The sequence below is a fragment of the Knoellia locipacati genome, assembly GCF_044791685.1.
Classification (GTDB): Bacteria; Actinomycetota; Actinomycetes; order Actinomycetales; family Dermatophilaceae; genus Knoellia; species Knoellia locipacati_A.
The window spans coordinates 2,196,306-2,222,587 of record NZ_CP087730.1 but is presented as its reverse complement, the minus strand read 5'-3'; the positions used below and the strand labels follow the sequence as shown (position 1 = coordinate 2,222,587).

General features: G+C 66.3%; 26 protein-coding genes. 2 read left to right on the top strand and 24 right to left on the bottom strand.

The window, feature by feature from the left end; translation table 11 throughout:
- Nucleotides 1-151 precede the first annotated feature (151 nt).
- Nucleotides 152-1,633: a hypothetical protein gene (locus tag LL946_RS10315; RefSeq protein WP_404380323.1), complete on the top strand. Its 1,482-nt coding sequence runs from the start codon at nucleotides 152-154 to the stop codon at nucleotides 1,631-1,633.
- Here LL946_RS10315 and LL946_RS10310 read toward each other — a convergent pair.
- On the bottom strand, nucleotides 1,572-2,486 hold the full coding sequence (locus LL946_RS10310; RefSeq protein WP_404380321.1) for a DNA adenine methylase: 915 nt from the start codon (nucleotides 2,484-2,486) through the stop codon (nucleotides 1,572-1,574). The genes LL946_RS10315 and LL946_RS10310 overlap by 62 nt on opposite strands.
- A gap of 583 nt (nucleotides 2,487-3,069) precedes the next feature.
- Here LL946_RS10310 and LL946_RS10305 point away from each other — a divergent pair.
- Nucleotides 3,070-4,239, top strand: a complete 1,170-nt coding sequence (locus LL946_RS10305; protein ID WP_404380319.1) for an ATP-binding protein — start codon at nucleotides 3,070-3,072, stop codon at nucleotides 4,237-4,239.
- Here LL946_RS10305 and LL946_RS10300 read toward each other — a convergent pair.
- The 23 genes from LL946_RS10300 to LL946_RS10190 all read right to left on the bottom strand — a co-directional run bounded on the left by LL946_RS10300 (nucleotide 4,217) and on the right by LL946_RS10190 (nucleotide 26,278).
- Nucleotides 4,217-4,732 carry a hypothetical protein gene (locus LL946_RS10300; RefSeq protein WP_404380317.1) on the bottom strand — a complete coding sequence of 172 codons (516 nt, stop codon included), beginning with the start codon at nucleotides 4,730-4,732 and terminating at the stop codon, nucleotides 4,217-4,219. The genes LL946_RS10305 and LL946_RS10300 overlap by 23 nt on opposite strands.
- Nucleotides 4,729-5,271, bottom strand: coding sequence for a thermonuclease family protein (locus LL946_RS10295; RefSeq protein ID WP_404380315.1), 543 nt, complete (start codon nucleotides 5,269-5,271; stop codon nucleotides 4,729-4,731). The genes LL946_RS10300 and LL946_RS10295 overlap by 4 nt, the downstream gene beginning before the upstream one ends.
- A 37-nt stretch (nucleotides 5,272-5,308) precedes the next feature.
- Complete coding sequence (locus LL946_RS10290; RefSeq protein ID WP_404380313.1) at nucleotides 5,309-5,971, bottom strand: hypothetical protein; 663 nt, start codon at nucleotides 5,969-5,971, stop codon at nucleotides 5,309-5,311.
- Entirely contained in the window at nucleotides 5,968-7,116 is a 1,149-nt protein-coding gene (locus LL946_RS10285; RefSeq protein ID WP_404380311.1) for a type IV secretory system conjugative DNA transfer family protein, read from the bottom strand. Before LL946_RS10285 ends, LL946_RS10290 begins: the two co-directional genes overlap by 4 nt.
- A gap of 329 nt (nucleotides 7,117-7,445) precedes the next feature.
- Nucleotides 7,446-7,898 (bottom strand): hypothetical protein, encoded by a 453-nt coding sequence (locus LL946_RS10280; protein ID WP_404380309.1) that lies wholly within the window; start codon nucleotides 7,896-7,898, stop codon nucleotides 7,446-7,448.
- Between the two features lie 57 nt (nucleotides 7,899-7,955).
- The gene (locus tag LL946_RS10275) at nucleotides 7,956-9,509 is read right to left on the bottom strand and encodes a peptidoglycan DD-metalloendopeptidase family protein (protein WP_404380307.1); all 1,554 of its coding nucleotides are present in this window, start codon (nucleotides 9,507-9,509) and stop codon (nucleotides 7,956-7,958) included.
- A 10-nt stretch (nucleotides 9,510-9,519) separates the two neighbouring features.
- On the bottom strand, nucleotides 9,520-11,040 hold the full coding sequence (locus LL946_RS10270) for an ATP-binding protein (RefSeq protein WP_404380305.1): 1,521 nt from the start codon (nucleotides 11,038-11,040) through the stop codon (nucleotides 9,520-9,522).
- A gap of 1 nt (nucleotide 11,041) precedes the next feature.
- Entirely contained in the window at nucleotides 11,042-12,544 is a 1,503-nt protein-coding gene (locus tag LL946_RS10265; RefSeq protein WP_404380303.1) for an SCO6880 family protein, read from the bottom strand.
- Nucleotides 12,545-12,556: 12 nt separating this feature from the next.
- On the bottom strand, nucleotides 12,557-14,047 hold the full coding sequence (locus LL946_RS10260) for a hypothetical protein (RefSeq protein WP_404380301.1): 1,491 nt from the start codon (nucleotides 14,045-14,047) through the stop codon (nucleotides 12,557-12,559).
- A 2-nt stretch (nucleotides 14,048-14,049) separates the two neighbouring features.
- The gene (locus LL946_RS10255; protein WP_404380299.1) at nucleotides 14,050-14,895 is read right to left on the bottom strand and encodes a hypothetical protein; all 846 of its coding nucleotides are present in this window, start codon (nucleotides 14,893-14,895) and stop codon (nucleotides 14,050-14,052) included.
- Nucleotides 14,895-15,194 (bottom strand): hypothetical protein, encoded by a 300-nt coding sequence (locus tag LL946_RS10250; RefSeq protein WP_404380297.1) that lies wholly within the window; start codon nucleotides 15,192-15,194, stop codon nucleotides 14,895-14,897. Before LL946_RS10250 ends, LL946_RS10255 begins: the two co-directional genes overlap by 1 nt.
- Nucleotides 15,188-16,021: a hypothetical protein gene (locus LL946_RS10245; protein WP_404380295.1), complete on the bottom strand. Its 834-nt coding sequence runs from the start codon at nucleotides 16,019-16,021 to the stop codon at nucleotides 15,188-15,190. Before LL946_RS10245 ends, LL946_RS10250 begins: the two co-directional genes overlap by 7 nt.
- Nucleotides 16,018-16,266: a hypothetical protein gene (locus LL946_RS10240; RefSeq protein ID WP_404380293.1), complete on the bottom strand. Its 249-nt coding sequence runs from the start codon at nucleotides 16,264-16,266 to the stop codon at nucleotides 16,018-16,020. Before LL946_RS10240 ends, LL946_RS10245 begins: the two co-directional genes overlap by 4 nt.
- On the bottom strand, nucleotides 16,266-17,054 hold the full coding sequence (locus LL946_RS10235; protein WP_404380291.1) for a hypothetical protein: 789 nt from the start codon (nucleotides 17,052-17,054) through the stop codon (nucleotides 16,266-16,268). The genes LL946_RS10240 and LL946_RS10235 overlap by 1 nt, the downstream gene beginning before the upstream one ends.
- 280 nt (nucleotides 17,055-17,334) lie before the next feature.
- The gene (locus LL946_RS10230; RefSeq protein ID WP_404380289.1) at nucleotides 17,335-20,544 is read right to left on the bottom strand and encodes a LysM peptidoglycan-binding domain-containing protein; all 3,210 of its coding nucleotides are present in this window, start codon (nucleotides 20,542-20,544) and stop codon (nucleotides 17,335-17,337) included.
- A gap of 44 nt (nucleotides 20,545-20,588) precedes the next feature.
- Nucleotides 20,589-21,023, bottom strand: coding sequence for a pilus assembly protein TadG-related protein (locus tag LL946_RS10225; RefSeq protein WP_404380287.1), 435 nt, complete (start codon nucleotides 21,021-21,023; stop codon nucleotides 20,589-20,591).
- Nucleotides 21,024-21,037: 14 nt separating this feature from the next.
- Nucleotides 21,038-21,430, bottom strand: a complete 393-nt coding sequence (locus tag LL946_RS10220; protein WP_404380285.1) for a TadE/TadG family type IV pilus assembly protein — start codon at nucleotides 21,428-21,430, stop codon at nucleotides 21,038-21,040.
- A 35-nt stretch (nucleotides 21,431-21,465) separates the two neighbouring features.
- Entirely contained in the window at nucleotides 21,466-21,771 is a 306-nt protein-coding gene (locus LL946_RS10215; RefSeq protein WP_404386853.1) for a pilus assembly protein, read from the bottom strand.
- Between the two features lie 110 nt (nucleotides 21,772-21,881).
- Entirely contained in the window at nucleotides 21,882-22,085 is a 204-nt protein-coding gene (locus tag LL946_RS10210) for a hypothetical protein (RefSeq protein ID WP_404380283.1), read from the bottom strand.
- 80 nt (nucleotides 22,086-22,165) lie between these two features.
- On the bottom strand, nucleotides 22,166-23,074 hold the full coding sequence (locus tag LL946_RS10205) for a type II secretion system F family protein (RefSeq protein ID WP_404380281.1): 909 nt from the start codon (nucleotides 23,072-23,074) through the stop codon (nucleotides 22,166-22,168).
- Nucleotides 23,074-23,943, bottom strand: a complete 870-nt coding sequence (locus LL946_RS10200) for a type II secretion system F family protein (protein ID WP_404380279.1) — start codon at nucleotides 23,941-23,943, stop codon at nucleotides 23,074-23,076. Before LL946_RS10200 ends, LL946_RS10205 begins: the two co-directional genes overlap by 1 nt.
- Nucleotides 23,940-25,490, bottom strand: a complete 1,551-nt coding sequence (locus tag LL946_RS10195; protein ID WP_404380277.1) for an ATPase, T2SS/T4P/T4SS family — start codon at nucleotides 25,488-25,490, stop codon at nucleotides 23,940-23,942. The genes LL946_RS10200 and LL946_RS10195 overlap by 4 nt, the downstream gene beginning before the upstream one ends.
- Complete coding sequence (locus tag LL946_RS10190) at nucleotides 25,487-26,278, bottom strand: hypothetical protein (protein WP_404380275.1); 792 nt, start codon at nucleotides 26,276-26,278, stop codon at nucleotides 25,487-25,489. The genes LL946_RS10195 and LL946_RS10190 overlap by 4 nt, the downstream gene beginning before the upstream one ends.
- Nucleotides 26,279-26,282 lie beyond the last annotated feature (4 nt).

The window sequence follows — 26,282 nt, the reverse complement described above, 5'->3', positions numbered from 1 at the left end:
GTGATCGACGTGCTGTCCGAAGTGGCACTCTGAGCGCTGAGTTGCGGCACAGTAGGCGTGCCTGCGAGTCGCGGAGGCCTTGGCCTGCTCGTTGTCGGCGGGGAGTCTCACTGCGGTCCGGTATGGGAGCGCAACCGGTGAAGGGGAAGTCATGACGTATCAGGCACTGCCAATCGAAACGCACACCTTGGACGAGCTCGCGCTGGACTTGGACAACTACCGGATCCCGGTCCGCAGTGCTGACGAGAACTCGGCCTTGAACTACTTGTACGCCGAGGAGGATGTGTTCGAGACCGCCAAGATGATCATCCGCGACGGGTACTTCGACAATGAAGTGCCCATCGTGGTCGAGGACGGCAAGCGGTACACGGTCTTGGAGGGGAACCGCCGTGTGAGCGCGTTGAAGGTACTGGCTGATCCGAGCTTGATCCCGGACCACGAGGACGTGATCCGAGGCTTGCTGAAGCGCTACGCCACGGAGGCCGCGGATCTGCCGACTGCCATCAGGGTGCTCGTGGCACCCACTCGTGATGCCGCGGCCCGACATATCGCGCGGCTTCACACAACGGTGCCGAAGAAGCGGTGGAGCCGGGACCAACAGGCCAAGTACTACTTCTCGTTGCTCGGGTCGACGACCACCGTGGAGGACGTGCGACGGGCCTACCCCGGGGTGTCCGTGCCGCGCTTCATCAAGATGGCCGTCATGCGGCAGTTCCTCGGTGGGGTGAAGTTCACCGATCGCACGCTTCACGAGTACGTCACGGGTGAGCGGCTGACCATGTCGGCGTTCGAGTACGCCTACAAGAAGGCCGCCATTGCTGCGGCGATCGGAGCGAGCTTCAACCGTGATGGCCTGCTCCTCCCGGTGGCGAAGAGCCCGGAGCGCATCGGTGCAGACCTAGAGGGGCAGCAGCTGGCGGCTGTTGAGTACCTGATGGCTGAGTTCCGGGCCGGTCGACTCAACACCCGGTCGCCGGAGTTCGGTAAGGACACTCCCGAACTCGCGCGGCTGCTTGCTGCTCTGACTGGCGTCGCTCCTGAGGCCGAACCTCAGGATCCAGACGATCCAGACGGGGACCCGGAAGATCCAGGTTCAGAGGATCCTTGGGTGGACGATCCGGACGATGGCCCTGATGGTGGCTCGGCGGACCCGAAGGGAGACCCCGGATCGGGAGACCCTCGCGGGCCTAACCATCCCGACACCAAGGACCGGCTGATCCTGACGGGCTTGGATTTCACCACTCATGCGAGTGTGAACCTGCAGAACCGGTACCACGAGCTGCAGCGGTTGGCGCTGTCACGGACACCGGTGGCGGCCGCGATGCTCATGCGTGCCGTCCTGGAGTCGACGATCAAATTCCACTTCGAAGGCACAGCGACCCCGGCCCACGGGCAACTGAAGGACTGCATCACCGTGGTGAAGACGGCCTACGGCAAGGAGAAGGAGGTGCGGGAGGCGATCAACAAGATCGACTCGGCTGACGCGAGGACTCCGGGCACGGTGCGCTGGTTCAACGATGTGACGCACAGCGCGGATGCGGTGCCTACCCCGCAGACAGTCCGGGATGCCCTCAGGCTGTTGCATCCGTTGCTGCGACTGCTACTGCGTCCCGCCCAACCTTTAGGGTCGTGAGTGCCGCAGCCACCCGGGGCGATGCCACGAGAAGCTCGTCCGCAGCACCTGGGTGCCGTGCCGAGTAGTTCAGGGACAGATGGGCGAGGAAGTGTTCGCGGTAAAGATGCTCGATGACCGGGGCTACGTCGTAGGTGAGGAGCCAGTGGGCTCCGTTGATCGATGAGATGGCGGAGGCGAGGGCCTCGTGGTCGCGCCCTTCGAAGGCGTTGAGGTACAGGCGTGACCCGGCCCTGACGTACGGCGGATCGATGTACATGAACGCTCTTGCGTCGGACGAGTATCGGCTGATGACAGTGCGGCCGTCGAGGTCGGTCACCTCGATGCGGTCCGCGAGTTCGCCGATCGCTTGGAGCCGCGCGGTCAGGGTGGCCCGGTTGAAGCGGGCATCGATCTTGTACGTCCCCTCCTGAGCCTGGCCGCCAATGACGCCGGCGTTGAGGACACCCGACCGGTTGGTTCGGTTGAGGTAGAAGAACGCGAAGCCGAGCGCAAGAGTGTCCGCGGTTCCGGACCGGTAGAGCTCACGTTGGGTGTGCCAGTGAGCGACGGTGAGGGGCGCGGTGTTGACCATGTCGATCAGGGCGTCGTTGCGGTCGACCACCGACCTCCAGAAGGCGTGCACAGCCGGGTCGATGTCGTTAATGACGAGCCGATCCACGAGGCCCTCTTTCAGGAGGGCGATGCCGGCGCCGGCGCCGCCGGCGTAGGGCTCGACGTAGGTGCCATGGGTCAGTCCTATCGTGGACAGCAGGTCTGCGAAAAGGCCTGCCAGGGCTGCCTTCCCGCCGGGATAGCGCAACGGTGAGAGGGTGCCATAACGGCGGGACGTCTCGACCGTGATGGTGCTCATGCAGCACCTGCTATCCGGCGACGGTGAGCCGTCGTGCGACACCGTCCGGAGCAGTACCTTGCACCGACCCGGGCCAAGAACTCGGTGTCGCAGGCTGCGCAGGTTCGCCACTGCCCCTGTCTGCGTAGCCGCTCCTGACGGATGCGGTTGGACATGCCGACCAGGTCCTCGTCGGTGCGATCTCGCAGATTCCTCATGTAACAAATATAACCGTTACATGGCCTGCATGGCGGGAGGAATCGCGGAGGATGCCAAGGGCCCGGCCTCGCCCCAGGCTGAGTTTCCCGCGCGGGTGTGAGCGGCCGCAGATGGTGAGTTCTCCATCCGTGCGGCGTCCGCGTGCCCAGGGTCGCCACGCTGGGCACGCGAGGGTGGGTACACGAGTGGCTTGTCTCTGATGAGGTGAAGCAATGGCCGTCCGCGCTTTGTCACCTGATTGGGTCGCACGTCGACGTGCGGACGAGACGGCCCGACCGAAACAACGCTGCCCGGCATGCTCTGTGGGCACTCGATGTGTAAAACTTTGTAAGCACGTCTAACAATCGCTTATACTGCGTTAGGAACTTCTATAGGAGGTCGCGCCGTGGACGAGATCACGAACCCTTACATGCCGGGAGCTGGGATGCGTCCAGTCGCGCTCTTGGGACGCGACGCGCAGCAGGACCAGTGGATGACCCAGCTCGCCCGCGCCGAACACGGCCGCCCAGGGCGCTCTTCAGTGCTCTACGGTCTGCGTGGCGTCGGTAAGACCGTGCTGCTGGGGAAACTCCACGAGGAGGCGGAGCAACGCGAGTGGGTCGCAGGTTTCATCGAGGCAGGGACGGGCAAGGGTTTGCGTGAGCTCGTCGCCGAGGCCTTCCAACTCCCCCTACAGAACCTCGCCCGCCCAAGTGCCAGCGAGAAGATCAAGACCGCCCTCAAGACCTTCGTCTCGTTCAAGGCGAGCGTGGACTCAACGGGGACATGGACGTTCGGGCTCGACCTTGACGGGTCTGACGGTGGCGGGGCGGATTCGGGCGCCCTCGAGATGGATCTGCTCAGGCTGATCCTGGATCTCACCACCGCAACTCGAGAGGACGGGAAGGGCGTCGCCTTGCTGATCGACGAAGCGCAGGACCTGACCAACGCTGAGATGGCGACATTGTGCTCCCTCGTGCACATTGCCAACCAGCGGTCGCTGCCGTTCATCGTGGCCCTCGCCGGCCTTCCCAGCCTGCCGGCGGCGTTGGCGGAGGCGAAGTCCTACACCGAGCGTCTTTTCCAGTTCTCTCACGTCCAGCACCTTCCCGACCACGACGCCCGTGCGGTGTTGATCGAGCCGGCCAGACTCGAGTCAGTGGAGTGGGAGAGCGATGCTGTCACCCTGGCCGTTGAGGTCTCCCGCGGTTACCCGTACTTCCTGCAGGAGTTCGGGTCCAAGACGTGGTCTGTTGCACCCGGGCCCGTCATCACCGAGCGTGACGCCGAACTGGGGTGCGCTGAAGGTCTACGTGAGCTCGACAACGGCTTCTTCCGGGCGCGGTGGGATCGGGCCACCCCGCAGGAGCGGGCCTACCTGAAGGCGATGGCGGCCGACGGAGACACAGGTTCCAACTCCAGGGCGGTGGCCGACCGGCTGGACAAGACCATGAGCCAGGTCAGCGTGGCCCGGTCGAACCTGATCGCCAAGGGCCTGATCTACGCGCCGGAGCACGGCCGCGTCGCGTTCACGGTCCCTCAGATGGCTGACTTCATCTCCCGACAGCACGCGTAACCGACGACGTCGCGACCTCTGTGCGACGGGCATCGGACTCCCGTAGCCGGCGCAGCTTCACGTGGTCATCTTCTGGCTGAAGTCCGGGCATGACGGTGGCCAGTTCCTCCGGGGCGGGGTCAGCATCGAGGTCCTCCAAAGAGAACTCGTCGTGGCCGCCGGCCACGAAGGTGTACGACCTGTCGCCGCTGGGGCACGCATTGTCTGCCACGTTGTAGTCACGGATGATGACCGTCGCAGGATCGCGTTCTCCGGTCATCATCGTCGAGGCGGTCAGCCCCTCCCCTGGCCCGGAAAGAACATCGGCCACGGTGTACCGGTCGTAGAGCAGGTCCCGGGCGTACTCCCGCGCATGCTCCACCGTCTCGAATCCCGACACCAAGAGCACCGTGTCGCAGACCACCCCTTCGCAGTGAGGGTGCAGCGACTCGTCACAGTCGCCGAACTCGATGTCGAAGCGTGACAACGACGCGCTGTTCTCGTCCGCGGTCATCCGTCTGTTCCCTTGCTGGTCAGTCCGCGGGGCCCGTTCCCTCGCGCCGTGTCACAGGCACCCCACAGGCCGCGCTGTCTCTGTTCGGCGGCCCTCTCAAGGTCGAGGTAGTACCGCGACAGCTGGTGGTTCTCCAGCGCTCGGAACGAGGTGGCGTGACCTTGCTCGAGGAGGTACTCGGCGACGTCTTGGCCGGCAACGTTGACCTGGCGTAGGAGCCGGTCGTAGCGATCGCGGTCGTCGACGTCGTCGACGGAGAACGCGAGAACTGGTCGGCCCTCGAGCAGCTCGCCCAGCGCAACGCCCGCCTCTGTGCTCCAGCACTCAGCTGGGCTCGGGTCGCGGGCGACCTCGGCTGCGTCGATGCCCACGATCCGGATCCGTTCCCGTGCACCACCAACGGTGGCACGCAGGGTGTCGCCGTCGGCGACGGTGACATTCGTGAGCGTCACCGGGGCCTGCCCTGAGGTGGCGCTGGTGAGCGGCGCGGCGCACCCGATCAACAGTGCCGCGCAGACGACGATCAGGGTGAGGTTCACGTGGATCCGGTGCTCTGTCATCGTTCTCCCCCTTGCTTCAGTCGACGATCTCGCCGGTGTCTGTGTCGACCGCGAGGTCGTCGTCGACGACTCGGAGCTGCGGGCCTTGCGGTTGCTGGCTGGCCCGCGATGCCCGTTGAGTTTGCTGATCAGCGTTGAAGGCTCGTCTGCGTTCGTTGACCTGCTCGTCGCCGACATGGCGGGCGAATCGGCCCTTCGCGGGCCAGTCCTGGTGCCCTTCCTCGCAGTGGTTGCGCGAGCGGCCTTTCATCCGGTCGATGAAGGACGGCAGCGCGTATCGGTGCCACTCCTCGAGGGCGTCGCTGGTCAGGGCCCGCCCTGCCCTTCGCCGCTGGTCGGCGATGACGGCAATCTCGTGCACGAGGTGTGGGTGTTGGGGCCAGCAGGGCGCGATCATGGCTGACACGTCCCACACGTACTCAAGATTCAGCCAGGTCGTGACCGCCTCGAGCCAGGCCCACACCTCCAAGCGCAGCTGGGGCTGAGCCAGGCTTGCCGGGTCCCAGGGGCGCGGCAGAAGGTTCAGGTCACCGAGCGCTTTCCTCTGGGCATCCGTACCCGTGTCCGCCAGGTCGAGTTCTCGGTAGGCCTGCTGGATTCCTCTTCCCGGCTCGGGAAAGGCTCGGACGATCGGGGCCAGCCTGGGTGGGGTCGATGGGGAGCCCTGGACGGTGCTCATGGCTGGATGAAGCTGTAGTCGGTCGGGCTTCCGCTGTCGTGCAGAAGTCCTCGTCGTCGCGCCTGGACGAGCGCCGCGGTTGCCCGCGCCTCGGGGGTCACGGTCATGCGCTGGTTGTCACCGAGTCGGGCTCGCAGCTCGGATTTGTCATGCAGGAGCTGCTTGCCCGACTTCCCGGTGATGCATCGGTCCAGTTTGGCGATGATCGGCTTGCCGTTCTCGGAAACGACGAGAGCATGCCCCTCCTTCAGCTGGCGCACTTCTGCCCCGGTAAGGATGGGGATGTCCTCACCCACGACGTTGCGCCCTCCCATCTGCCCGGACTGCCAGTTGCTGCGACTGATCCGCACCGGCCCGAGGAGGTCGGAGATCTCCTGGTTGAACGCAACATCTTTGCTCCCACCGAAGAGGACGAGGTTGTTGGTCAGACCGAGAAGGGTTCGGGCTTCCTGCTCCCCGAAGATTGCGGACAGTTGGGCGCGGGTCTGCGCCGCCCAGATGAAGGCCATCCCCAAGGCTCGCTCGTTGGCCATCCGGGTGCGCAGCGTCGGCAAAGGCGCCGTCGACGGCAGCTCGTCGAGGCAGGCCAGCATCGGTGGGCAGAGTCGGCCGTGCGGGGACCGTTGAGCCGCCGCGAGGCCGGTGTCCAGGACATGTTCGGCCACGGCTGTCATCAACGGCGAAGCGCTGGCGTAGGGGTCCTCCCTGCCGAGCAGGTAGATCGTGCCTGCGCGGCGGATGACGTCGGCGATGTCGGTGGCGGGCCGTCCGGGTCCGGGGACGCACCGCTTCCTGATGGGTTCTTGGAAGAACAGGGACATGGCTTGCTGCACGGTCGTGATGGTGTTGCCGGCTGTGCGGTCGTCCCCGTGGAGGGCGCCGTGGAGCAGCCCATGCCAGAACGGTGCCGCGTGCGGGTGCTCGCGCAGGATCTCGATCGGGTCCGAGGTGCTGTGCGGGTTGGCCACCCAGCGCAGCACGTCTTCCAGCGTGCGGCCCGTGAGTGCTGCAGCGTGGAAGAACGCCTGAATCACTTTCGCCGCCTCAGCGGCGTAGAAGCGGGCGGCGTCGTCACCGTGGCCGCCAGCGACCGCGCCCTTGACGGTTCCGGCCGTGAACGCCTTGGCGCGTCGTTCGGCCACCATAGGGTCGCTGCACCCTTCGATGGGGTCCCAGACGAGCTCGGGCAGTCCTTGGGTGATCCCGAAGGGGTCGAGGACGACGCAGGGTCGGTCGTTGCTCGAGCGCGCGGTGAAGCTGAGCAGCAGGTCGTCGGCCTTGGTGAGGGTGACCAGGGCTGCGCCGGGCGCGTTGAGCAGTGCTGGGATGAGAGTGTCGAGCGTCTTTCCGCTGCCCTGTGGGCCGATCACACCAGCGGTGCGGTCCCATGGCACCCACAGTTCTCCTCCGCTGGGTTGACGGGCACGCCCCAGACGCCACCCAATCTGCCGTGGGTCGAATCGCTGCTTGTGTTTCATCGTTGCCGCTTCCCGTAGAGGTCGGGGCGGATGACTGCGGCATTGCGGCGCAGTCGACTGCGCCCGAGGAGCTTCTCGGCTTCAGTTCGGGTGGCCATGCCGTGGACCCGGGCGGGACCGCACCGGTCCCAGGCGACCTTGCTTGCCCAAAGCATGAGCACCAGGTTGAGTGCTTCGACAATGCCAATCCAGATCCGTGTGGCAGTGGGCCCGGCGACATGGCCTGGTTGGGGGATCAGACCCGCGCCTGCGTCGCCGCGGATGACAGGGAAGACGCTGACGAACAGTTCCTCCTGTGGCGGGAAGTGCAGGCCGGCGCCGGCGATGAGGTTGGCGCCGGCGCGACCGGCGTGCACCCCCAGAATGAAGAGGAGCACCACGACCACCACGGCCGCCAGCGGTATTTCCCAGGTCGTCGTGTGCGGGTTGACCCGTCGCGATCTTTGCATGTGTCGCTCCTTTCACTGCCCGTAAGTCGCGTCTACGCCTCTGACGGTCACCCAGTATCAAACGGGCTGCATGGAGGGTTGATCGGCCATGTTGCCGACGCGCCAGATCTCGAAGATGTTGCGCTTCGCGCCGTCGGCGTAGCTGAAGTGGCCGACTCCCTTGGCAGTGCTCCTAGCATCGATCGTGGTCTTGGTCGCGGGATCCCAGACGATCACAACGTGCCCGATGCGGTCAGGGCCCAGATAGGAGTCCCAGAAGATGATGTCCCCGGGGCGTTCGTGACCGTGCTGGACCCGGAACCCGTTGCCTTTGGCGAGCCAATCCCGTTGTGCGCCAGCGGTCCTCGGCATCGATACCCCGACCTGCGCGAAGGCGTTTTGGGTGAACGAGGAGCAGTCCCAGGCGTTGGGTCCGTTGGCGCCGTACACGTAGGGGTCGCCTGCGTGGCTCCCTGCCCAGGTGAGCACCTTGGTCTGGCGGTCACTGCTCAGCGGCGGGAGTTGCGGGTTGCCGGCACCTCCGACCCCGCAGTCGGTGGGATCTCCAAGGACGAGCCCGCCACCGTAGGCGTGGGCGTAGTGCAGGACATCGTTGACGTACCAGTCGGCGTGGTTGTAGGCCCAGAGCGCCTTCTTCACACCGGTTGGCCCGTTGGCCACCCCGCTCTTGATGAGGTAGTTCGCTGCGGAGTAGACACTGTCGGCGTCGTTGCGGATGTCGGCTCGGCCGTCGCCATCGCCGTCGACGCCCATCGTGGCGAAAGTGGCTGGCATGAACTGCATCAGGCCTTGGGCGCCGGCGCTGGAGTTGCCCTTGTTGCGCCCGTGCCATGTCTCCTCCATGCCGATGCCGGCCAGGAGGGTCCACGGGATCTTGTACCTGGCTGCCGCTGCGGCGTAAAGGCTCTTGATCGCCGCCGGGATGCTTGCTGGTGGGGTGCGTAGTGAGTCCTGTCTCGGCGCACCGGCCGCGGGCAGATCGAATCCAATGCCGCCTTCCGTGACGTCGCTAGGGATGTCCCTGGTGGTCGTGCTTGGGGCGACGGCCTTGCCGTTGAGGGGTGCGCCACGCTCGAGCATGAACGGAACCGGATCCACGGCGCGGCCTCCCACGTGGATCTCGAGGTGAAGGTGCTCGCCGGTGCTTCCCCCGGTGCTGCCCTCGATTCCAAGGGTTGCGCCGGGGCTGACCACTTGGCCCGGTTTGACCGTGATCTTGGCCAGGTGCGCGTAACGGCTCACCACTCCCCCCGCGTGCGTGACGTCGACCAAGTTGCCGTACCCGCCTCTGGCGGCCGCGAACGTCACCTTGCCGGCGGCGATCGCCACCACGGGACCTGGCCCAGGAAGGGATGAAAGGTCTTGGCCAGTGTGCTGGCGCCACTCGTGGGCGATGGGATGGAACTCGTTGCCGAAGCCTCGCTGACTCACTGCGTAGGCCTGTTGGAACGGCGGTCGAAACTCACCTGTGGCCGGCATGGCTCCACCACAGTCGACGGTAGGCAACTGCGCCCCGACCGCCGCGCCGCCGACTACCGCCATGGCACCCAAGGCCAAGGGCAGGCACAGCAACACGAGCAGGGGGACGAGACCGAGCGCGATCTTCTTCATCGGTCCGGCCTCAGGCCGCGCCCTCGATGGCGTCGTTGGTGTAAGTGAGCCGCCGCTCGGTGGGGTGCAACACGGTCTGCACCTTGTAGGTCTGCTCCCCCACGCTCCACAGTGCACGGCCCTTGCCTTGCATGGCCCACCCCGTCACCAGGTCGCGCGCGATCGGGCCCAGACCAAGAAGAGTCTCAAGTTCGTTGGCGACCGCAAGGTCCTGCCCGTGCAGGATCTTGATGTCTGCCAGGTGGAGCAAGTCCTTGGCGATCGCGACGGCCTGGGATCCGGTGTCACCGGCGGAAAGCAGGTCGGATGGCTTGTGTGCGATAGCGAACTGGATGTCGCCGTCACGACGCGATAGGCGCAGGTCTGCGTCGAAGGACTTGACGGCTTCGGGTCCGAGCCGCAGCTGTTTCCAGGACTCGTCGCGCACGACCACACGCAGGTCGCCGGCTGGGGCGATCTCTCGCATGCCTCGCCCCCACGAGTTCAAACAGGTCAGGGCGATCCCGACAGCTTCATCGCCGAGCGGGTCGAGTCGAGAGAGGCTGAGGGACTGGATGGGGGCGCGCCAGTCGACGTCGACGGTGGTGTGATCGTCGAAGAGCCCCGCCAAAGCGCCACTGACGAGTTGCCCGAGGGCATCACGCAGGAGCCGGGTGGCGTCGAGGAAGTGCCTTTCATCGGAGTAGCGGCATTCTGCGATGAGGTCCTTGGTGGGGTTGTCGAGCAGGTGCCACAGTTCGGGGATGGTGGTCTCGCGCATGTGGGTGTGTCCGGCGGCGTAACCGGTCAGGTGTTGCAGTGCGGCCTTGACGACCACTTCGTCAGTGGGGCCGAAAGGGACGCGCTGTTCCCCGATACGTTGTGAGCCGACCAAGCCCCGTACGAGGGTGAGCCAGCGGGAGAACACGATTGTGGCCCGCGCCTGTGCCTCCTCGGGGCTCAGCTGATCCCATCCGGTCAGGAGCGGCCCGAAGGACAGTGGGTTGATTCGGGCGGGCAGACCGGGGCCGATGGCGAAGGGCTCGACCCCCAGGAATCGGCACAGCGGTTCGTACTCGTCCTTGGTGTCGCCGAGGATGAGGACCCGGTAGTTGAAGTCGATCATGCGCAGGCAGAAGGCTTTTGTGGTCGCGCTCTTGCCACGACCGGGCTTTCCGAAGCTGAAGATGTTGGAGTTGGTGACCGGGACGTTGTCGTCAAGGACCCATCCGAGTGGGTCGGCGTAGAAGGCGCCACCGGAGAGCATGTCGATGCCCATCTGCGCGCCGGTGGGAGGCAGGCCCTGGGTAGAGATGAAGGGCCAGAAGACAGGGGCTTGGTCACTCGTCATGCGCCACAGCGACACGGGAGCGGAGGTGGGAGCCCAGCCTCGCCCGGCGCGACGTGCCCCGCTACGGGGTGCGGGCTTGAATATCCGCCCTTCCTGAACAGGCGGGAGCGGGCGCGGGATGGAGGGCAGCTCGTGGCCGAAATCGGAGAGCAGACGGGACATGTCGCGTCCGCCGCGACGGCTGCCGAGTTTGGTAGCCATGTCAGTTGGCCTTCCTGGTGAGGCTGATCCCCAAGGGGACCGTGGAGGATGAGAATGCGACGTCTTGGGCGAGGTCGAGCCGAAGTGGCGCGAACCCGGCCCGCCGCACGGATGCGTCGAGGCGTCGGCCGTATTCCGAGACCCGGGCGGTCTTGGGAACCGTGACCGTCACGACGGCATACGGGCGAGTGAGGCTGTTTCCTCGGGCCAGTTTCTGGTCAAGGCGGCGCACCTTGTCGGCTTCGTCCCTGGACTTGGTGCGCTGCTTGACCTTCGCCCTGTTGCGCATTTCCTCGCCGATATCGGCCGCCCATTCGCTGGTGGCGCTCTGCCGCTCGGCCGCTGACTGCGTCAGGATCGGATAGGCCACCATGAAGCTGCGGCGTTCCCCTGGCGCGGTCGGGGTCAGGACAGGTGCCAGGGCACCCATCGCGGCACCCTTGACGGGGAGCTTGATCGTGGAGCTGATTGAGTTCCAGGCGTCGTGGCTGTAATGACGGGCCACAGGATCCGCACCTGAAGGCCCGGCCATGGCCCAGGGGATGTCAGCGTTCACGTCCGGGTCACTCGTTCGGCTCTCGAGCGCGTCCACAATTCCAGCGCGGTCGCCCGGCGCGAATCCGGTGCGGCACACCAGGGCGAGCTCGGGACTGGTGAGCCAGTTCACGGTGGTCATCCCCATGCCGCCGCGCAGCTGCGCCTCGACTTCTGAGGCCAGGCTGTACATGACACGGGCGCGCCCGTCGAGGCCACCGCCTGACTCCTTGGCCTCCTTCGCGATCCGTCCCTCGGGGACCACGAACGTCACGAATGCTTCAGTGCGAACGCTGGCCTGGGTGAGGTTGCTCTGCAACTCGTCGTTGATTTCACGGGCCGCGGTCGCTTCCCCGCGGCGGTGGCGTGTGACCCATTGGTCGCGTTCGGCACCGTCCTCGGGAACTGTGCGCACCAGCAAGAGGATCTCGTCGATGAGTTCAGTCCGTGCGGCGAGGTCTAGGAGGTCGCTGAGTCCGGCGCCCTGCCTTTGTCGCTCGTCCAGCTCTTTCAAGCCGATGCCGGGGTGGACCACGGAGGCGGTCACCGCCCAGGTGCGGGATCGGTGGTCTTGGACCATCGCCGTTCGGGCGAACATTGCACCATTGGGTGGGCCGTCGTGGATCTTGATGCCCTGAAGGATGCCGGGCAGGTCTGGCTCGTCCAGGTCGTCTGCTCGCCCGAGCGCAGCCTTGGAGCGGAATCTGGTCCAACCGAGCAGACCGCCAGCGGCGAAGGCGAGGGATGCGGTGGCCCACCCCGTGGCCGATCGTCCACGCACTGGGGTGATCGTGATCAGGAGGATGACGGTCCACAGGAGCAGGAACAGCAGAGCGGAGATCCAGGCCCCACTACGCATTGACCAGGCGATCGGTAGGAACGTCAGCGAGACGATCGCCAACTGCCACCCCGACAGTCCGAAGAACCACCCGATGCGAGCTCGGGAGTAATCCGAGTAGATGACTGCCATGTGTCTTCCTTCCTAGACCGGCACGACGGGGATGGCTCCCGCGCCGGCTCCTGCTGCTCCTGCACCTTCTGCGCCCGCACCACCCGCTCCGGGGGTGGGCGTCCCTCCCCCACCGCCGCCTGGCGATGGCGCCCCACCTCCGGGGGAGGCTGGGAGCGATGGGGTCGGTGGGGTGGGCAGGGAAGGGGTGGGTGCCCCGTCGGTGCCGGTCGCGGCAGGGTGGAGGTCCTGGTCGGGGCCACCGCTTCCACCGCTTTGGGGGTTGTCGTCGTCTCCACCCTTGGGTCGGCCGCCGTCGCTGCCGCGTTTGGCGGAGGTGAAGTCGGGGACGTAGTTGTTGTGACCGACCCCCATCTGGTTGGTCAGGTCCGCGCCCACCGAGGCACCGGTGGATCCGATCTTCTCCATGGCGCCCATGCCGGCGGCGCCGGCCTGGCCGAGGGCGCCGCCGAATTTGCCCATCATTCCGGCCGCGCTGCCGTTGAACCGGCTGCTCGTTGAGTCTTCGCCGGCGCTCTCGCCTTGCGATTTGCCGTTCTGGTCAGTGGCGGAGGCCGCTGAGTTGCTGTCGCTGGCACTAGCTCCACCGAGCCCGCCCAGCAGTCCAGAGATCCCGCCTTGTGCGGAGAGGCCGGTACGTAGCGCCGCACCAGAGGTGGTGCCGGGATCGGTGAACGCGAGGAGTTTGAAAAGTGCGAGTGGACTGAAGCAGCCGATGCAGAGCAAGACCACGCCAGGCACCGCGGTCCCAACGGCCTTCTCCAGCTCGTTGGTCATGCCAGTGGCCACGCCCGACGTCATCTGTACCCCGATCCCCAGGACGAGGATCATGAGGACAGGGGTGAAGGCAGCGGCGTGGAACCACCGGAAACTCTTCCAGAACCAGTCGCGGCCCAAGTCGGAGGACAGCCCCGCGGCCGCGATGGGTGTGGTGGCAGCGAGTACGAGCAACGAGCCGGCCCGGGCCAGCATGACGAGCAGGTGCCCGATGGCGGCGAATACCAGAAAGATGCCGAGCACCATGAGGACTGTGGCAACCGTGCCGTCGGAGATGTCTTGGACGGAGATCTGCGTGCCCAAGGGTTCGAACTGGGCCCACTTGTCGATATGCAGCAGTTTGTTCATGAGGGCTTTGGTGAGACCGCCGACGGCCGCGAGGAGCGCGACGCCGTAGCCGAGCCAGGCGGCCCAGACCATGAGGAACTGGCCGGTGCCGATGAGGAGCTGCCCCACCGAGCGACCGTCCCTGCGGAAGGCAGAGATTCCCAACTGCGCCAGGGACAGCGTGATCATCATGGTCAGCGCGATCCAGAACGTGATCTTGTAGATCTCCGCGCCTGGGCCAGTCTCGCTGAGGTCGGGAGTGGTGGAACTGTCGACGATCGTTAGCACCAGTTTGAGCAGCCACAGCCCGGCGTTCCAAACTCCGAGGCAGACCGCCGTCCATCCGTCAGCGACGACCTTGCCCGCGGCTGATGCGAGGTATCCGAACGGGTTGAACATTGTCAGCTCACCCCCGAGTCTTTGGCGTCGACCCAAGTACGCCAGCCGGCCTTGATCGCAAGGTCGGTGTCTGGCCACGTTGAGGGTGCGGTGGCGGGCAGGTCGCCGGGGGCGATCATCCATCGCCCGCTCTGGTCGTCCCCGACCCACTGCATGCGTTCGCAGTACCCGTACGCCACCCGGGCTTCGGTGGTGATGACTGCGCGCATGTCGAGCAGGACACAGGCGAGCACCCAGTCCGACCCATCGATGCCCTTGACCTGGGCTGCCGCTGGGTGGGCGCTGACGGTGATGGTGGGGTCCTTGGTCTGCCCCTGTTGGGCGCTGGCCAGGAACGCTTGGACGTTCTTGATCAGGGGCCAGTTCGCGGCTCCGACACTCCCCGGCATGGCCCACTGCTTGTAGACGTCGTTGGCGTGCGGGATTGACATGCCCTGCAAGACGGTGGTCTCGATTGCCGCAAGTTGTCCGATCGCCCCGGCCGGCGACTTGGGGAATCCTGTGGGCACCTCGACCGGTCCCGTCGTGGTGGCGGCGGGCACGGCCAGGACCGGCGCGGGTGTGGCCGCCGGGATGCCGGCCTTGGAGTCGTCCGGTTCCACCTCGAGCATGGGGGCGGCCGCGACTGCGTCCCGGTGAGCCTGACCGTGGGGCTCCCCCGCGGCCCCGGTGCGGATTTCGGTCGAGCCGGGTTCCACGGTGGAGGTGTCGGCGGACTGCACTGCGTAGAAGACCGCCAGGCCCAGCCCGACCAGACCGGCCAGCATCACGACGACTCCGCCAGCGAGGACGGCCAGCAGTCGTGGCCTTCCCCATGCCCCGTCGGTGAGGTGCGTCGTCTGATCCATCAGATGCAGCCAGACCCGGTCATGGCACGGACCACGCCCGGCAGCACGAGGTAGGCGATGACGGCGAGGAAGACGACGACGACACCCACGATCCCGGCCTTGCTGGCATGTGGCATGCCGAACACTCGACCGGCCACGATGGAGCCGATGCCGACGACGACACCAACGAAGAACAGGAGGATGACGCCCCACAGGACGTAGCCCATGAGCTGGTCTGCGTACTTCTGTGCCTGAGGTGGCGCGGTGGGGCACACCGCTGTCGGGAGGGCGGTGAGGTGGTAGGTGATCGTGTTCAGCATGAGGAGATCCCTTCTCGGTGGTTCTTGGCTTGGACAAGCCGAAGGAGGTGGGTTGTTGCCGTGGTCAGTGCCGCGGGTAGTGGTCGCGTGTCGAGGCCGTGGCTGGCCAGGTTGCGGTCTTCGGGGATGTCGATGAGTTGCCCGTTGCGCTCCAGAGCACGGGTGAGGGCGCCCATGGTGTGGTCGATGCCGCGTGCCCACTTCTTTCGTCGTGGGCCGACGACTGCGGCCACGACGTTGGCTCCTTCGAGGAGCGCGAGTGCCCCTTCCAGTCGTCGGAGGCCGGGCACGGTGGCCGAGGTGACGACGACGACGGCCCGCGCACGTTGCATGTGGTCGCCTACCCAGGAGGGCGTGGCCAGGACCTGCCCGAGCTCCCAGCCGATATCGAGGACAGTCAGGCCCAGTGGGCTGATGGGTGGCGGGGGCAGTGGGACCTCGTCGATCCCCAGCAGCACGTCGGTGCCGCGCTCGAGGGTGACGTTGTCTCGGGTGCCTCGGGTCCAGCTGCCAACCCGCCCGAGCTCGGCAGTGGCCGCGGCCGCTAGGCCGGTCGCGGTGACGGTGCAGCACTCCACGACGCGGGCCGAGTCAGCGACGGTGGCGATCGCCAGGGCGACGGTGCTGGCACCGGTGTTGCCGCCGCATCCGATGACTGGGAGGACATCCTCATCGGGCTCCCACGTCGGCCCGGGCTTACCGTTGCGGGTGTCCGTCGGGCGGCGGCTCTGGTCGGTGCGGAACTGTCCTGTCTGTACGGCCTGCCAGGCACGCTTCAGCTCGTCGACGCTGATGGCGGCGCGGGGTGCCGTCTGGGTCGCACTCATCGGGTTCCGTCTCCCAGTGCGAGACGTCGGGCAGCAAACAGTTCGCGCAGGTCGCTGGAGTCGAGACGGGCCAAGGCGGCTTTCGCCAGCTGCGCTTGGCGGAGCCTGGTCATGCACTGGTCGAGGTCGTCGAGGACAGTGGCGTCGCTGTTGGCCACGTACATGAGTCGCTCGATCTCTGCGGGGTCGGTCACTGTCATCACCTCGCCGTCTAAAGCCGGATGGGGGTCACTGGCGGTCTTCATCAGGCGGACAGCTTTCGTGCGTCTCGCAGCGCTTGGACTGAGCGTCGGGTCCGGCGGCGGATGGTGATCGGTGAGACGCCGTGGCGGTGGGCGACCTCGGTGGAGACGTCGTTGGAGAGCAGTCCGGCATGCCCGCGACCGGCACGGCGCGGCTGGTGTCGGTCCGCGGTGGCGGCGACGTCGACGAGCAGCGCCCGGTCGTCTTCAGTGATGACTCCTTGGCTGCATGCCCACTCCAGGAGCTCGGCCAGTTCGTGTTCGGGTTGGGTGTCGGTGGCCGGCCCAGGAAGGACGCCCCAGACGTCCTCAGTGGGGGCAATCAGGATGCTTCGGGACCATGCGGGGTCCGCAGCCACGCCCACTCCGAGATCCCGCATGACCGCCTTGCGTGCGTTCATCAGGATGTTGGCGGCGACGCGGCGTCCACGCTGCCACGGGAAGGTTCGAGCCTCGACCCACAGCTGGGCCGCGAGGACCTCGTCGATGCTCGGGGTCAGGGTCGCCAGTCGAGCTGCGAGGAGGCTGGCGCCGGGCAGAAGAAGCCAGGCCAACGCTCCCGTTGCAGCGAGATCGTCGCCACCTTCGGGTGAGGCCAGTTCGGCCAGGGCGAGCAGCACCCGGTCTGCGTTCTCGGGTTCGGCGTTGCGCATCCAGGTGGGCAGGTCTAGGAGGTCCTCGACGACGTCGAGTGCCTGGTGCTCGAGACGCCAGCTGCTCCAGCGATCCCTGGCGAGGGCCAGCATGTTGTTGTCAGGGTCATCCAGACCGAGGTTCCTTGCGACGCTCATTTCGAGCTCCTTCCGCCGTGTGGGCATGGAAGGAAGATCCCGATCGGGCGTCCCCGAGGTTGTCCCCGTCGAGCGCGATTCGCTGGGGGGTACGACCTTCTAGAGGTAAGCGGTCAGGTCTGTGACCTGCACAAATGCAACGTCCCCCCGAAAGTTGAAGAAATTCGTGGCGGAGGGGTTGGCACAGGGTTTGTGGGTTGGGTTTCGAGCCACGCGAAAACGAAAGGGCCTCACCATCGTGGGGATGGTGAGGCCCTTTCGTCTGGCTTGGCCCTAGTTGTCAGCTGGCCTGTTGGGAGTGCTTGAGCCAGTCCTTTCCGGCGATGATTTGTTGGGTCCGCTCGGAGAGTTCAGCGGGCGGCCCGTCGTCGTCGGTCCGGTTGAGGATCTCGTCCCGAAGGATTCGGTCGGCCTCGTTGGCGTGACCCTCTGCTGCCGCGACGGCTGCGAGATCGAGGCGGGGGATCTCCTCGTCCGGCGCGGCCAGTGCGGCGGTTTCGGCGGCCAGGCGGGCGCGTTTGAGATCGCCTTCGCGCAGGCTGTGTGTGGTGATGAGATGGGCAACGTCGACGACGGCACAGACCATGTGTTGGTCAAGTCGATCTCCTTCGGAGAGCCAGTACCAGCCACCCTTGCGGAGGTTGTCAAAAGGACGTCCCTGGACCAGGCGCAGGGCGGCGCAGAGGTCGTCGATTCCTTCGGCCCCGCGCGCCTCGCCGCGCGCTCTGAGGCGACGGAACAGGTCCGCATCGATGAGAGCGTCCAACACCTGGTAGACGCTGGTGCCGCGCGTTTGTGCCAGTGGTGCTTTGCGTGCGTCGGGAAGGTGCTTGTTCCCGGTGCGAGGGTTGGTACCCAGCCAGTCGCGAACGGTGTTCACGTAGTCGCGTGCCTTGGTCTGGGAGATGTTGAAGGTGTCCGCGACCTCGTCCGGGGTCGCCCCGTGCCGGCGCGTCACCAGGTACGCCAGCAGCTCGGTGAAGTAGGGCTTGCGCTTGGCCAGCGCAGCGCCTCGAGTGCGCGCCGTGACAGGGCCAAGGAAGGTCAGTCTGGGAAGGTCGCACGTGTCTGAGTGCCACCGCTCCAGGTCGTCGTCGAGGGTCGGGTCGGCATTCAAGACCGCATCACGGACTTGGGGAGTCACCCGCGGCGCCAAGGCGTTGAGATCGGCGACGGTGGTCGCCCCGTGCTCCACGTACTCCTCGTCCGGATCCGCCAGGATCGACGTTGGTGGCGCAGCAGGTTGGGCGTCCTCCTCGTCCACGTCGTTGAGGCTGATGCGGGGAAGTGTGTATTCCTCTCGCAGAGCTCCGGCCTCGTCGGTCCAGGCCTTCCAGCTTTCCTCGTCTGACTCGTCGACGGAGGGGATGTCGACATCTTCGAGGTCCTCACTCTGTGCCAGGAGGGCCGCACACCCTTGTGCTTCGTCGGCTGTCAGACCCACTGCAATCAGGTTGAGTCCTGACCTTGGCATCACAATCCGCCCGGATGCGCTGATCTGGACCTCGATGCCGTCGCCGGCGAGCTCCTCCCCTCTGACCACGACGCTGGTGCCGGTGTGCCCGCCGTGGGTGCGCACGAGGTCGAGCAACTGCTCCAGGGCGGGTGTGGTTTCCGCGGCCGCGTCGACCATCAGCATCTTCGCCGGCCAAGGGTCGGCCCCCAGCTGGGCTGCTCGAGCGGTGCTGACGTCGGTGCCAGCGTCCTGAGAGCGGTCGATCATGGCGACAGCGTCCGTGACGAGATCAGCGGCCGGGTCATCGCCGCTGTGGACGCGCACCCGTTCGGGGTTCATGGCTGCGACCTCTGTGGCGACCCCGATGAGGTCCACCGTGACGCCGTGTGACCACGGGTTGCACGCGATCTCGGCGGCGATGTACCGCGCGAAGTCCCGTCCGTAGTCCACGTCTCCGGTGATGATCAGGTCCATGTCCTCCAGGTTGAGCATCCACACGTCGCCGGCGTCGCTGGCTCCGATGGTGCAGAGCATCGGGTACGGGGCGGGCTGATCCTCGACGAGTGGCCCGACGGTCGCAGGGTCCGCCTGCGCCGGCAACGTCCAGTGCAGGTGGTCTTCGGTGCCCTGCCAAGGTGCGTCGAGGGTGCTCGGACCCGACAGGTGCAGGGTGAGGCCGGTCAGGGTCATCTGGACGGCCGCGACCTCGGGCATCGCTTGCCCAGAGCCGGCGTGTGAGACCGCCAGCCGTCGGAGCGCGGCGTCAAGGTGCTCAACGGTCGGGGCGGTCGTTGACCCGATCGCGGTCACGGTCTTCTCGACGGGGACGAGCACGGGCTCGGGGGTCGCGATCGTGCGTCCGGGACGCCGGGCACGGAACTGGGCCCGGCGCCGACGTAGCAGCAGGAGCGCCATCGACCCGGCGAGCACCCCTCCCCCACCGACGAGTCCAGCCAACATCCACGGTGCGACGGAGGAAGTCTCCTCGACGTCGACCGTGCGGGCGTCAGTCACTGATGCAGGCACTGGTGCGGATTGGCCTGGGGGGATGCTTGGGGTCGACGCTGCCGGCGGGCGGGCGCTCTCTGTGCCCGGCGTTTCGCCCGACGGCACGTTGTGGGGTGCGGCGCTGGTCGGTGAGGGAGCCGTGCTCTCTGCAGGTGTCTTCGGGGTGGGGGCAGTGGGCGCTGTCGCCGGTGTTGCTGCCCCGGGGATGGTGAGAGTCCATCCAGGCAGGATCAGGTCTGGGTCGACCAGCTGGCGGTCGCCGGGCTGAGCGGTGTCCTTGGAGGCTGCGTAGATCTCCGGGTAGCGGTCAGGGTCACCGAGCTCCTCGTTCGCGATCTTTGACAACGTGTCGCCGCGTTCGACGACCCTGGTGCCGTCTGCGCCCGCCGCCTCTGTAGGCGGAGTGGGAATTGTCAGCACGGTTCCCGGGGTCAAGAAGCCCGGGTCGCCACCCAGGGTCTTGGGGTTGAGCTCGACGATCTCGCCGTATCGCGCTCCGTCCCCAAGGTGGGCTTCGGCCAGAGACCACAGCGTGTCCCCCCGCTTGACTGTGTGGTCCATCGTGGAGGGCTTCGCCTCGGGTGGAGTCAACTGAGCTTGGGGTGTCGCAGCGGGTGCGAGCTGACCGGAAGGAACCGGTGCGGCTCTCGACGGGGTGCTCGCAACAGCGGATGCGGCCGCTGCTGTCCCCGCGCTGGCATGGGCGGTAGGCATGCCAACGGGGGCCGTGACGAACAGCAACAGGGCTGCACCGATCAGTCCTCGGGCGGCCGACTGCGGAAGCGCGAGGCCGGGCAGGTGCGGCGAGGAGGTGCGGCGGACCCGGGCGACACCTTCCAGGGCAAGGGAGGCGGCCAGGAAGGCCCATGCCGCCCAGCCGACGAGTGCGATGAAACCCAGGGCGAGTGTTCCGTCATCCGGGCTCGTAAAGAAGACGCGGAGCTGCTCGAGGGTGGGGACCTCGTTCGGCAGAGGGTTGGCGCCGATAGCCAAGAGCGCCACGGGGAGTCCGATGACGATCCCCAAGATGGTGAGTGTGGCCACCAGTCCGACAAGTCGAGTGCGCAGTCTCATTGTTCGACACCTCCAGCGGAGCGGACGATCCTCGACTCGGCGTCACCTTGGACGGTGAAGGATCCGATGCCGATGATGTTGAGGAACTTGGTGGAGTAGGTCTCCGTGGTGGTGACCCTCACGGTCGTGCCGTTGATGACGGTGGCTGACCCTGCCACGCCAGCCCCGGCAAGGTATGCCTGCGCTGCTTGCTGCGCGGCGTACGGGTCGGCCTGGACACCTTCACCACGGATGGCTGCCGGGGCGACGAGCTGTTGCCCTCCCGCTCGTGCAGCCTGCCTGGCGACGTCCCGGGCATGCTCGAGTGTGTGGACTTTGCCGCCGACGTCGGCGGCGAGTCCCACCAGAATGATCATGGCCACGGCACCCACGACGAGGACGATGCTGATCGATCCGCGTTCGCGTTCGTCGTCGCGCCATGGGTTGGTCAAGGTCCGCATCCGAATCACCGTTCTCGGTAAGTGTCGATAGCCGACGCCATGGTCGCCTCGACGGAAAGGGTTCCGGGCAGACCGGGCACGGCTAGGTTGGCGACCTGGACCTCGCAGGTGACCGTGGCCGTCACTCGCGCTGGGGTCCCGACCGGTGCAGCAAAGCCGGTCGTGTCGACAGAGACGCTCTTCGAGCTGCATTTGAGGCCTTGGTTGTTCAGGGTCGTGGCAGCACTCGAGGAGGCTGCACCCTGTGCCTGTTCTTGGGTACGGGAGATGGACGCCGCCCGGGCTGCTGCGTTTGCTGCGGACTCCACGCTGTGCTGGGCGATGGTGAACCGTCCGGCAGCAATGATGAGGCCGACGAACAGCATGAACGCAGGGATCCCAATGACGGCCTCGATCACCGCTGACCCTCGCTCGCGTCCTCCTTTGCCCCACCTCATCCGGTGACCCTTTCTACGGGGACGGTGGCCGATTGTCTGACCATGAGTCCCCAACCGGGAATCACGGTGAGTGGCCTCCCTGTCACCGTGACCGTGGCGTTCGTGGCAGAGCGTTGACTGGTGATCCTGACCCCTCTGATGACGTCCGAGCCTCCCGCGTCGGCGACAAAGCTCGAGGCTGCGGCGGAACCGTCCCCACCTGAGCCCCCTTCAGCTCCTGCTGCTCGCGCGCCTTCCTGCGCGGCCGCGATAGCGACCGTTCGGGCGTGGTAGTGCAGGGCGCCTTGAAGACCCAGGAACATCACACTGAACACCAGCGGCAGCAGGATGACGTTTTGGATCGACCCCGAGCCACGCTCGGTTTGCCCCGACCCCACGAAGGGGTGAAGCAAACGGAAGGAGCGAGGCGACATCATGTGCCGAGCTGGCCGGCCTTACCCATGACGAAGGTCCTGATGACGGCCACAACAGCGGCCGCGAGGGCCGCGAGGGCCACGCCCCAAAGGATCTGTTCCAAGGTCACGGATCCGCGCTCCGGATCGCCCTTGATGCGCTTGCTTGCGTGATCGGACGCGGTGACGCCCAACGTGTGTAGAACTGCGGCCAGATAGTGCATGCGGCTCTCCCCTTCTGTGGTTGTGCCGGTCCTGGTTGGACGGCTTAAAAGCTTGGTTGCTATCGGTGACGTGAACAGGTTCAGGACCCCTCCATGAGTCTGAGGAGGGAGGGCACGACGAGGATGGCGAGGAAGATGACGCCGAGCGCGCTCATCGGTATCGACATCCGTTCGCTGCTCTCGTTCGCCTTGGTCTTCTCGGCGTTGAGCATGGCTGCTCTCATCCCGGCTGATCGGGCTCGCAGGCTGGTGTAGATCTGGGCACCCTCTTCACCCGAGAGCCGCATGATGTCCGCGAAGTCATCGAGTTCGGGCAGTCCGAGTTCGTCGCCCAGGTTGTGTAGCGCCTCCCAGGGCGTCACCCCTGACCACCGCGTCCGGGCAAGCTCTTCCCCGAGACGGCGAAACACCCAGCTGTCGCCCACTTCCGCTGCCAGTTCCATCGCCTGCCGAGGGCCGGAGCCGCTGTTGCGTTCCAGGGCAACCAGTTCGATGTAGGCACCCAGCGCCCAGTTGAACTCGACACGGGCCTTCTTGGCGTCATCGCGGGCGTTGTAGTCCGGGAGGAAGAAGAACGCCACCGCGCAGGCCAACGACGCACCAACAGGAAGGATGATCGGCAGCCCCAACCCGATCGTGGCCAGCATGAGCCCAAACAGCGGGGGGATCGTCAGTCCCAGCAGGGCGAACAGGATCTTCTCCCCGTAGAACCGGCTGAGCGGGATCCTCAGGAGAGCCAGTTCCTTGACGGGCGCCTTTCCCCAGGTCCCCGCGGGAAGTGTCTTCATCCCCCAGCGGCCGAGCCGGTCACGCGAGTCCGTGGCCGTGGTCGAGGCCTCACCGGACTCGCCTGTCGTGGCGCGCGGTGAGAGCCGTTCCAATGCCTGGCCTAGGTCGGGGTCCGCCGGAGCCAGACGCCACAGCAGGAACACCACGCCGAGACCGAGCAACGCACCTCCGGTAATCGCCAATTGCAGTCCGGTCAGCATCAGTTCGCCGCCTCCTTCGCGGCCGCCCCGATGAAGCGAGGCAGTTTGCCGCCGAGCGCCATACGCTTCATCCAGATCAACGTGGCGACGTAGAGGGCCAGCAGTGTGACGAGGATCATCTGCCCAAGTGGAGACCCGTACGGCTCGATGTAGTCACCGTTGAGGGCCAGGAACCCAAGCACTCCCAAGGTGATGAAGGTGACGGCTCGCGCTGTCGCACGTGGCTTGGCCCGGTCGGCCTCGATCTCTCGTCGGGCCCGGACGTCGGCGGCAACGGACTCCGCCAACGCTTCCAGGACGGCCGCGAGGCCGGCACCGCGGCGCCGGGCGGCGAGGATGAGGTTCGCGGAGATCAGATCGCCGGTAGCGTCGTCGACCTCGTCGGCGAAGGCCCGCAGTGCGTCCTCAGTGGACCACCGGGCGCGCAGGCGTGAGGCCAACCGCGCCACTTCAGGGCGGATCTCGTCGGGTGTCGACCGCAGGGTCGCGATGAGGGCCTGCTCGAGGCCCGCGCCGACGGTCAGGATCCCCGAGAGGGACCGGGTCCATTCCTCCATCGCTTGAAGGCGTTCGATCTTGTCGTTGGCTTCTGGCGATGACAGCAGCCAGGGCAGGCCGGCGATGAGGGCAGGAACAAGAATGATCGCCACGACCCACCCGGTGAGGATGGCCACAAGGAGGCCGACGCCAGCCCCGACGAGGAGCAGCTTCTGGGTGCGCTTGGTCATCGACTGGATCCGCGCCACCCCGGGCATCCTCCTTCGGGTTGGTGCGGCCGCCTTCTCGGGTGTGCCACGCACACCGACGAGCACGCCGATCGCACCCGCGACGATCAGTGCGGCGGCCAGCGCGGGGACGAGCGGTGTCATGACGCAGCTTCCCCGTTCTGGGCGTAGAAGGCGTTGAGGTCGAAGCCCCACAGCTCGAGGTCGCGGTACTCATCGGGCATCACTGAGGGCACCGCCTCGCGGCGACCGAGCTTGGTCTTGAACACGGTCTGGGAGGAGTAGCCCGTCTCCCTCTCGCCAGGCTCCACGGTGATGATCTCCTCGACCCACCGTGCGAGCTGATAGGCGTCGTCACCGATTGGGCTCTTGTCCAGGTGGACGTGGACCACGATGTCGACGTTGGCCGCGATCTGGCGGATCGAGTAGTCGTAGGTGATCTGCGGGCCGGCCTCGAGGGCGCAGGTGACGAGTTTGCCAAGTGCGCCGACTGCGTTGCGGGCGTGAGTGGTGCTGATCGAGCCGTTGGAGGATTCCATCGCCTTGAACATCGCCAAGATCTCCGGCCCGCGCACCTCGCCCACAATCTGGCGGCTCAGGTTGAACCGGAAGCTGTCGACGAGGCATTCGGACAAGGTGACCTCGCCCGCCTGCCGACCGTCTGCGCCACGCTCCCCCGACCCGGGCCTGGCCTCCCAAGGGAAGACGATGTCGTGCTGTTCCTTCAGCTCGTGCAAGAACAATTCGTACTCGGTCTCGAACGTGCCGATGATCTCGCGACGGGGAATCTCGGCGCAGAGCGCCCGCACCAACGTGGTCTTGCCTGCACCCTGTGCACCCGAGACCACGATGTTCTTCCCGGCTTTGACAGCAGCTGACAGGAAGGATGCGGCGGTGACGGTCAAGGTTCCGCGCTCAACCAGATCGCCCAACGTCACCTGGCGCAGGCGGTGGCGGCGGATCACCACTGAGGGGTATGGGTGAACCCACGCGGTGGCCGCGAGCCGGGCACCGCCGTCCAGCCGCATGTGCAGGCGTGGTTGTGCCTCAGAGAAGGGGCGTGGGTTGGATTCCGACCGTGACGCGAGGAAGACCAGGAAGTCGATCAGCTCTTGGTCATTCGTCGCGACTGCGGGTCCTCGCACGAGTCGGCCGTCGCTGTACTCGAGCCACACCGACTGTGACCCGGCGATGATGATGTTCTCCACAAGGTCGTTGTCGACGAGCGGCTGCAAACGGCCCAACCCGAACAGGGCGTCGTCGAGGGCCTTGGCCATCTGGCCCTGCTCGGCGAGCGGCCACGAGTCCTGCCCGGCTGTCATCCGTGCGGCGGACTCGTCGTTGAGCAGCTCGAGGATGATGGCGCGACCACGTTCGCGCTGCACGTCGCGCGGCATGTGGGCCCGGTCCTCCCCCAACGCTGTGCTCAGCCGCTCCGATGCCTGATGCCGCAGCGTCGCGATGAGGTCCCAGTCCAGCTCGCTTCCGTGTCGCTGTGCCGCGCGACGCAGCGACGTAGGCTCCCTTGGCTGCTCCTCATGCGATTCGGTGTCTGCGGCTTCGTCCTGTGGCGTCATCGAGAACGTGCCACGGACCCTGCCGCGTCGCTGAGGAGCGGGGTCTCCGAAAATGGGCAAGGCCGTCGGGTCGGCCGGGTTATGGGATTCGGTCCAGTCCGGGTTCTGGGTCATCGTGAACTCCCAACAGGCTGGAGGGTGAGGTCCGCACGGTTGGCCGTGACTGTGGCGGTGATCGCGGTCTGTGCGGCTCGAAGGCTGCGCACGAGCGGTGACGAGTCGAACTTCTTCGGCGCTTTGGCGCCCCTGGAGAACACTCGGGCTGCATCGGGATCCCACGCCAGCGAGGCGGTCACCGGCAACTGGAGGACCTTGCGAACCTCGCGCGCCGAGTACGGGTCCCCTTCACCGGCCATCAAGACACCCAGGGACGACAGGCCTCCCGTGCACTCGAACCCGTCCCGCAGGGTTGCCGCCCAGGACCTTGCGCCCGACAGGGAGACGAGGTCAGATCGTGTGGTGAGCAGGCAGAGATCGGCGGCATACATCAGTGGTTCTGCAGAGCCGACCAGCCCCAATCGGCCGGCGTCGACGATGACGTCCTGGCCGGTGCGCTCGAGCGACTTCAGCGCGGCCGCCAGCGGATTCCACAGACCTGTCAGAGTTGGTGCTTGGGCGTGCGACCGGATCCCTGAAATCAGCGAGACATGTGTGCCTTCGATCGGGCTTGAGGTCTCCGAGATGGCCTCGACCAGGTGCCCGTGACGGTTGGCCAGCGCAAGGTCGAGCAACGAGTCGGCAGGGGGGACCATCCCACGCAGGTAACCCGCGTGGATCGCTGAACCACCTGTCGGGTCAGCGTCCAGGAGTAGAACCGGACGGGGCCATGTCACAGCGAGGCCGACGGCCGTCGCAGTGACACCCGGGGAGGCAGAGGCTGATGCCAGCACGATCAGCGCCATGACT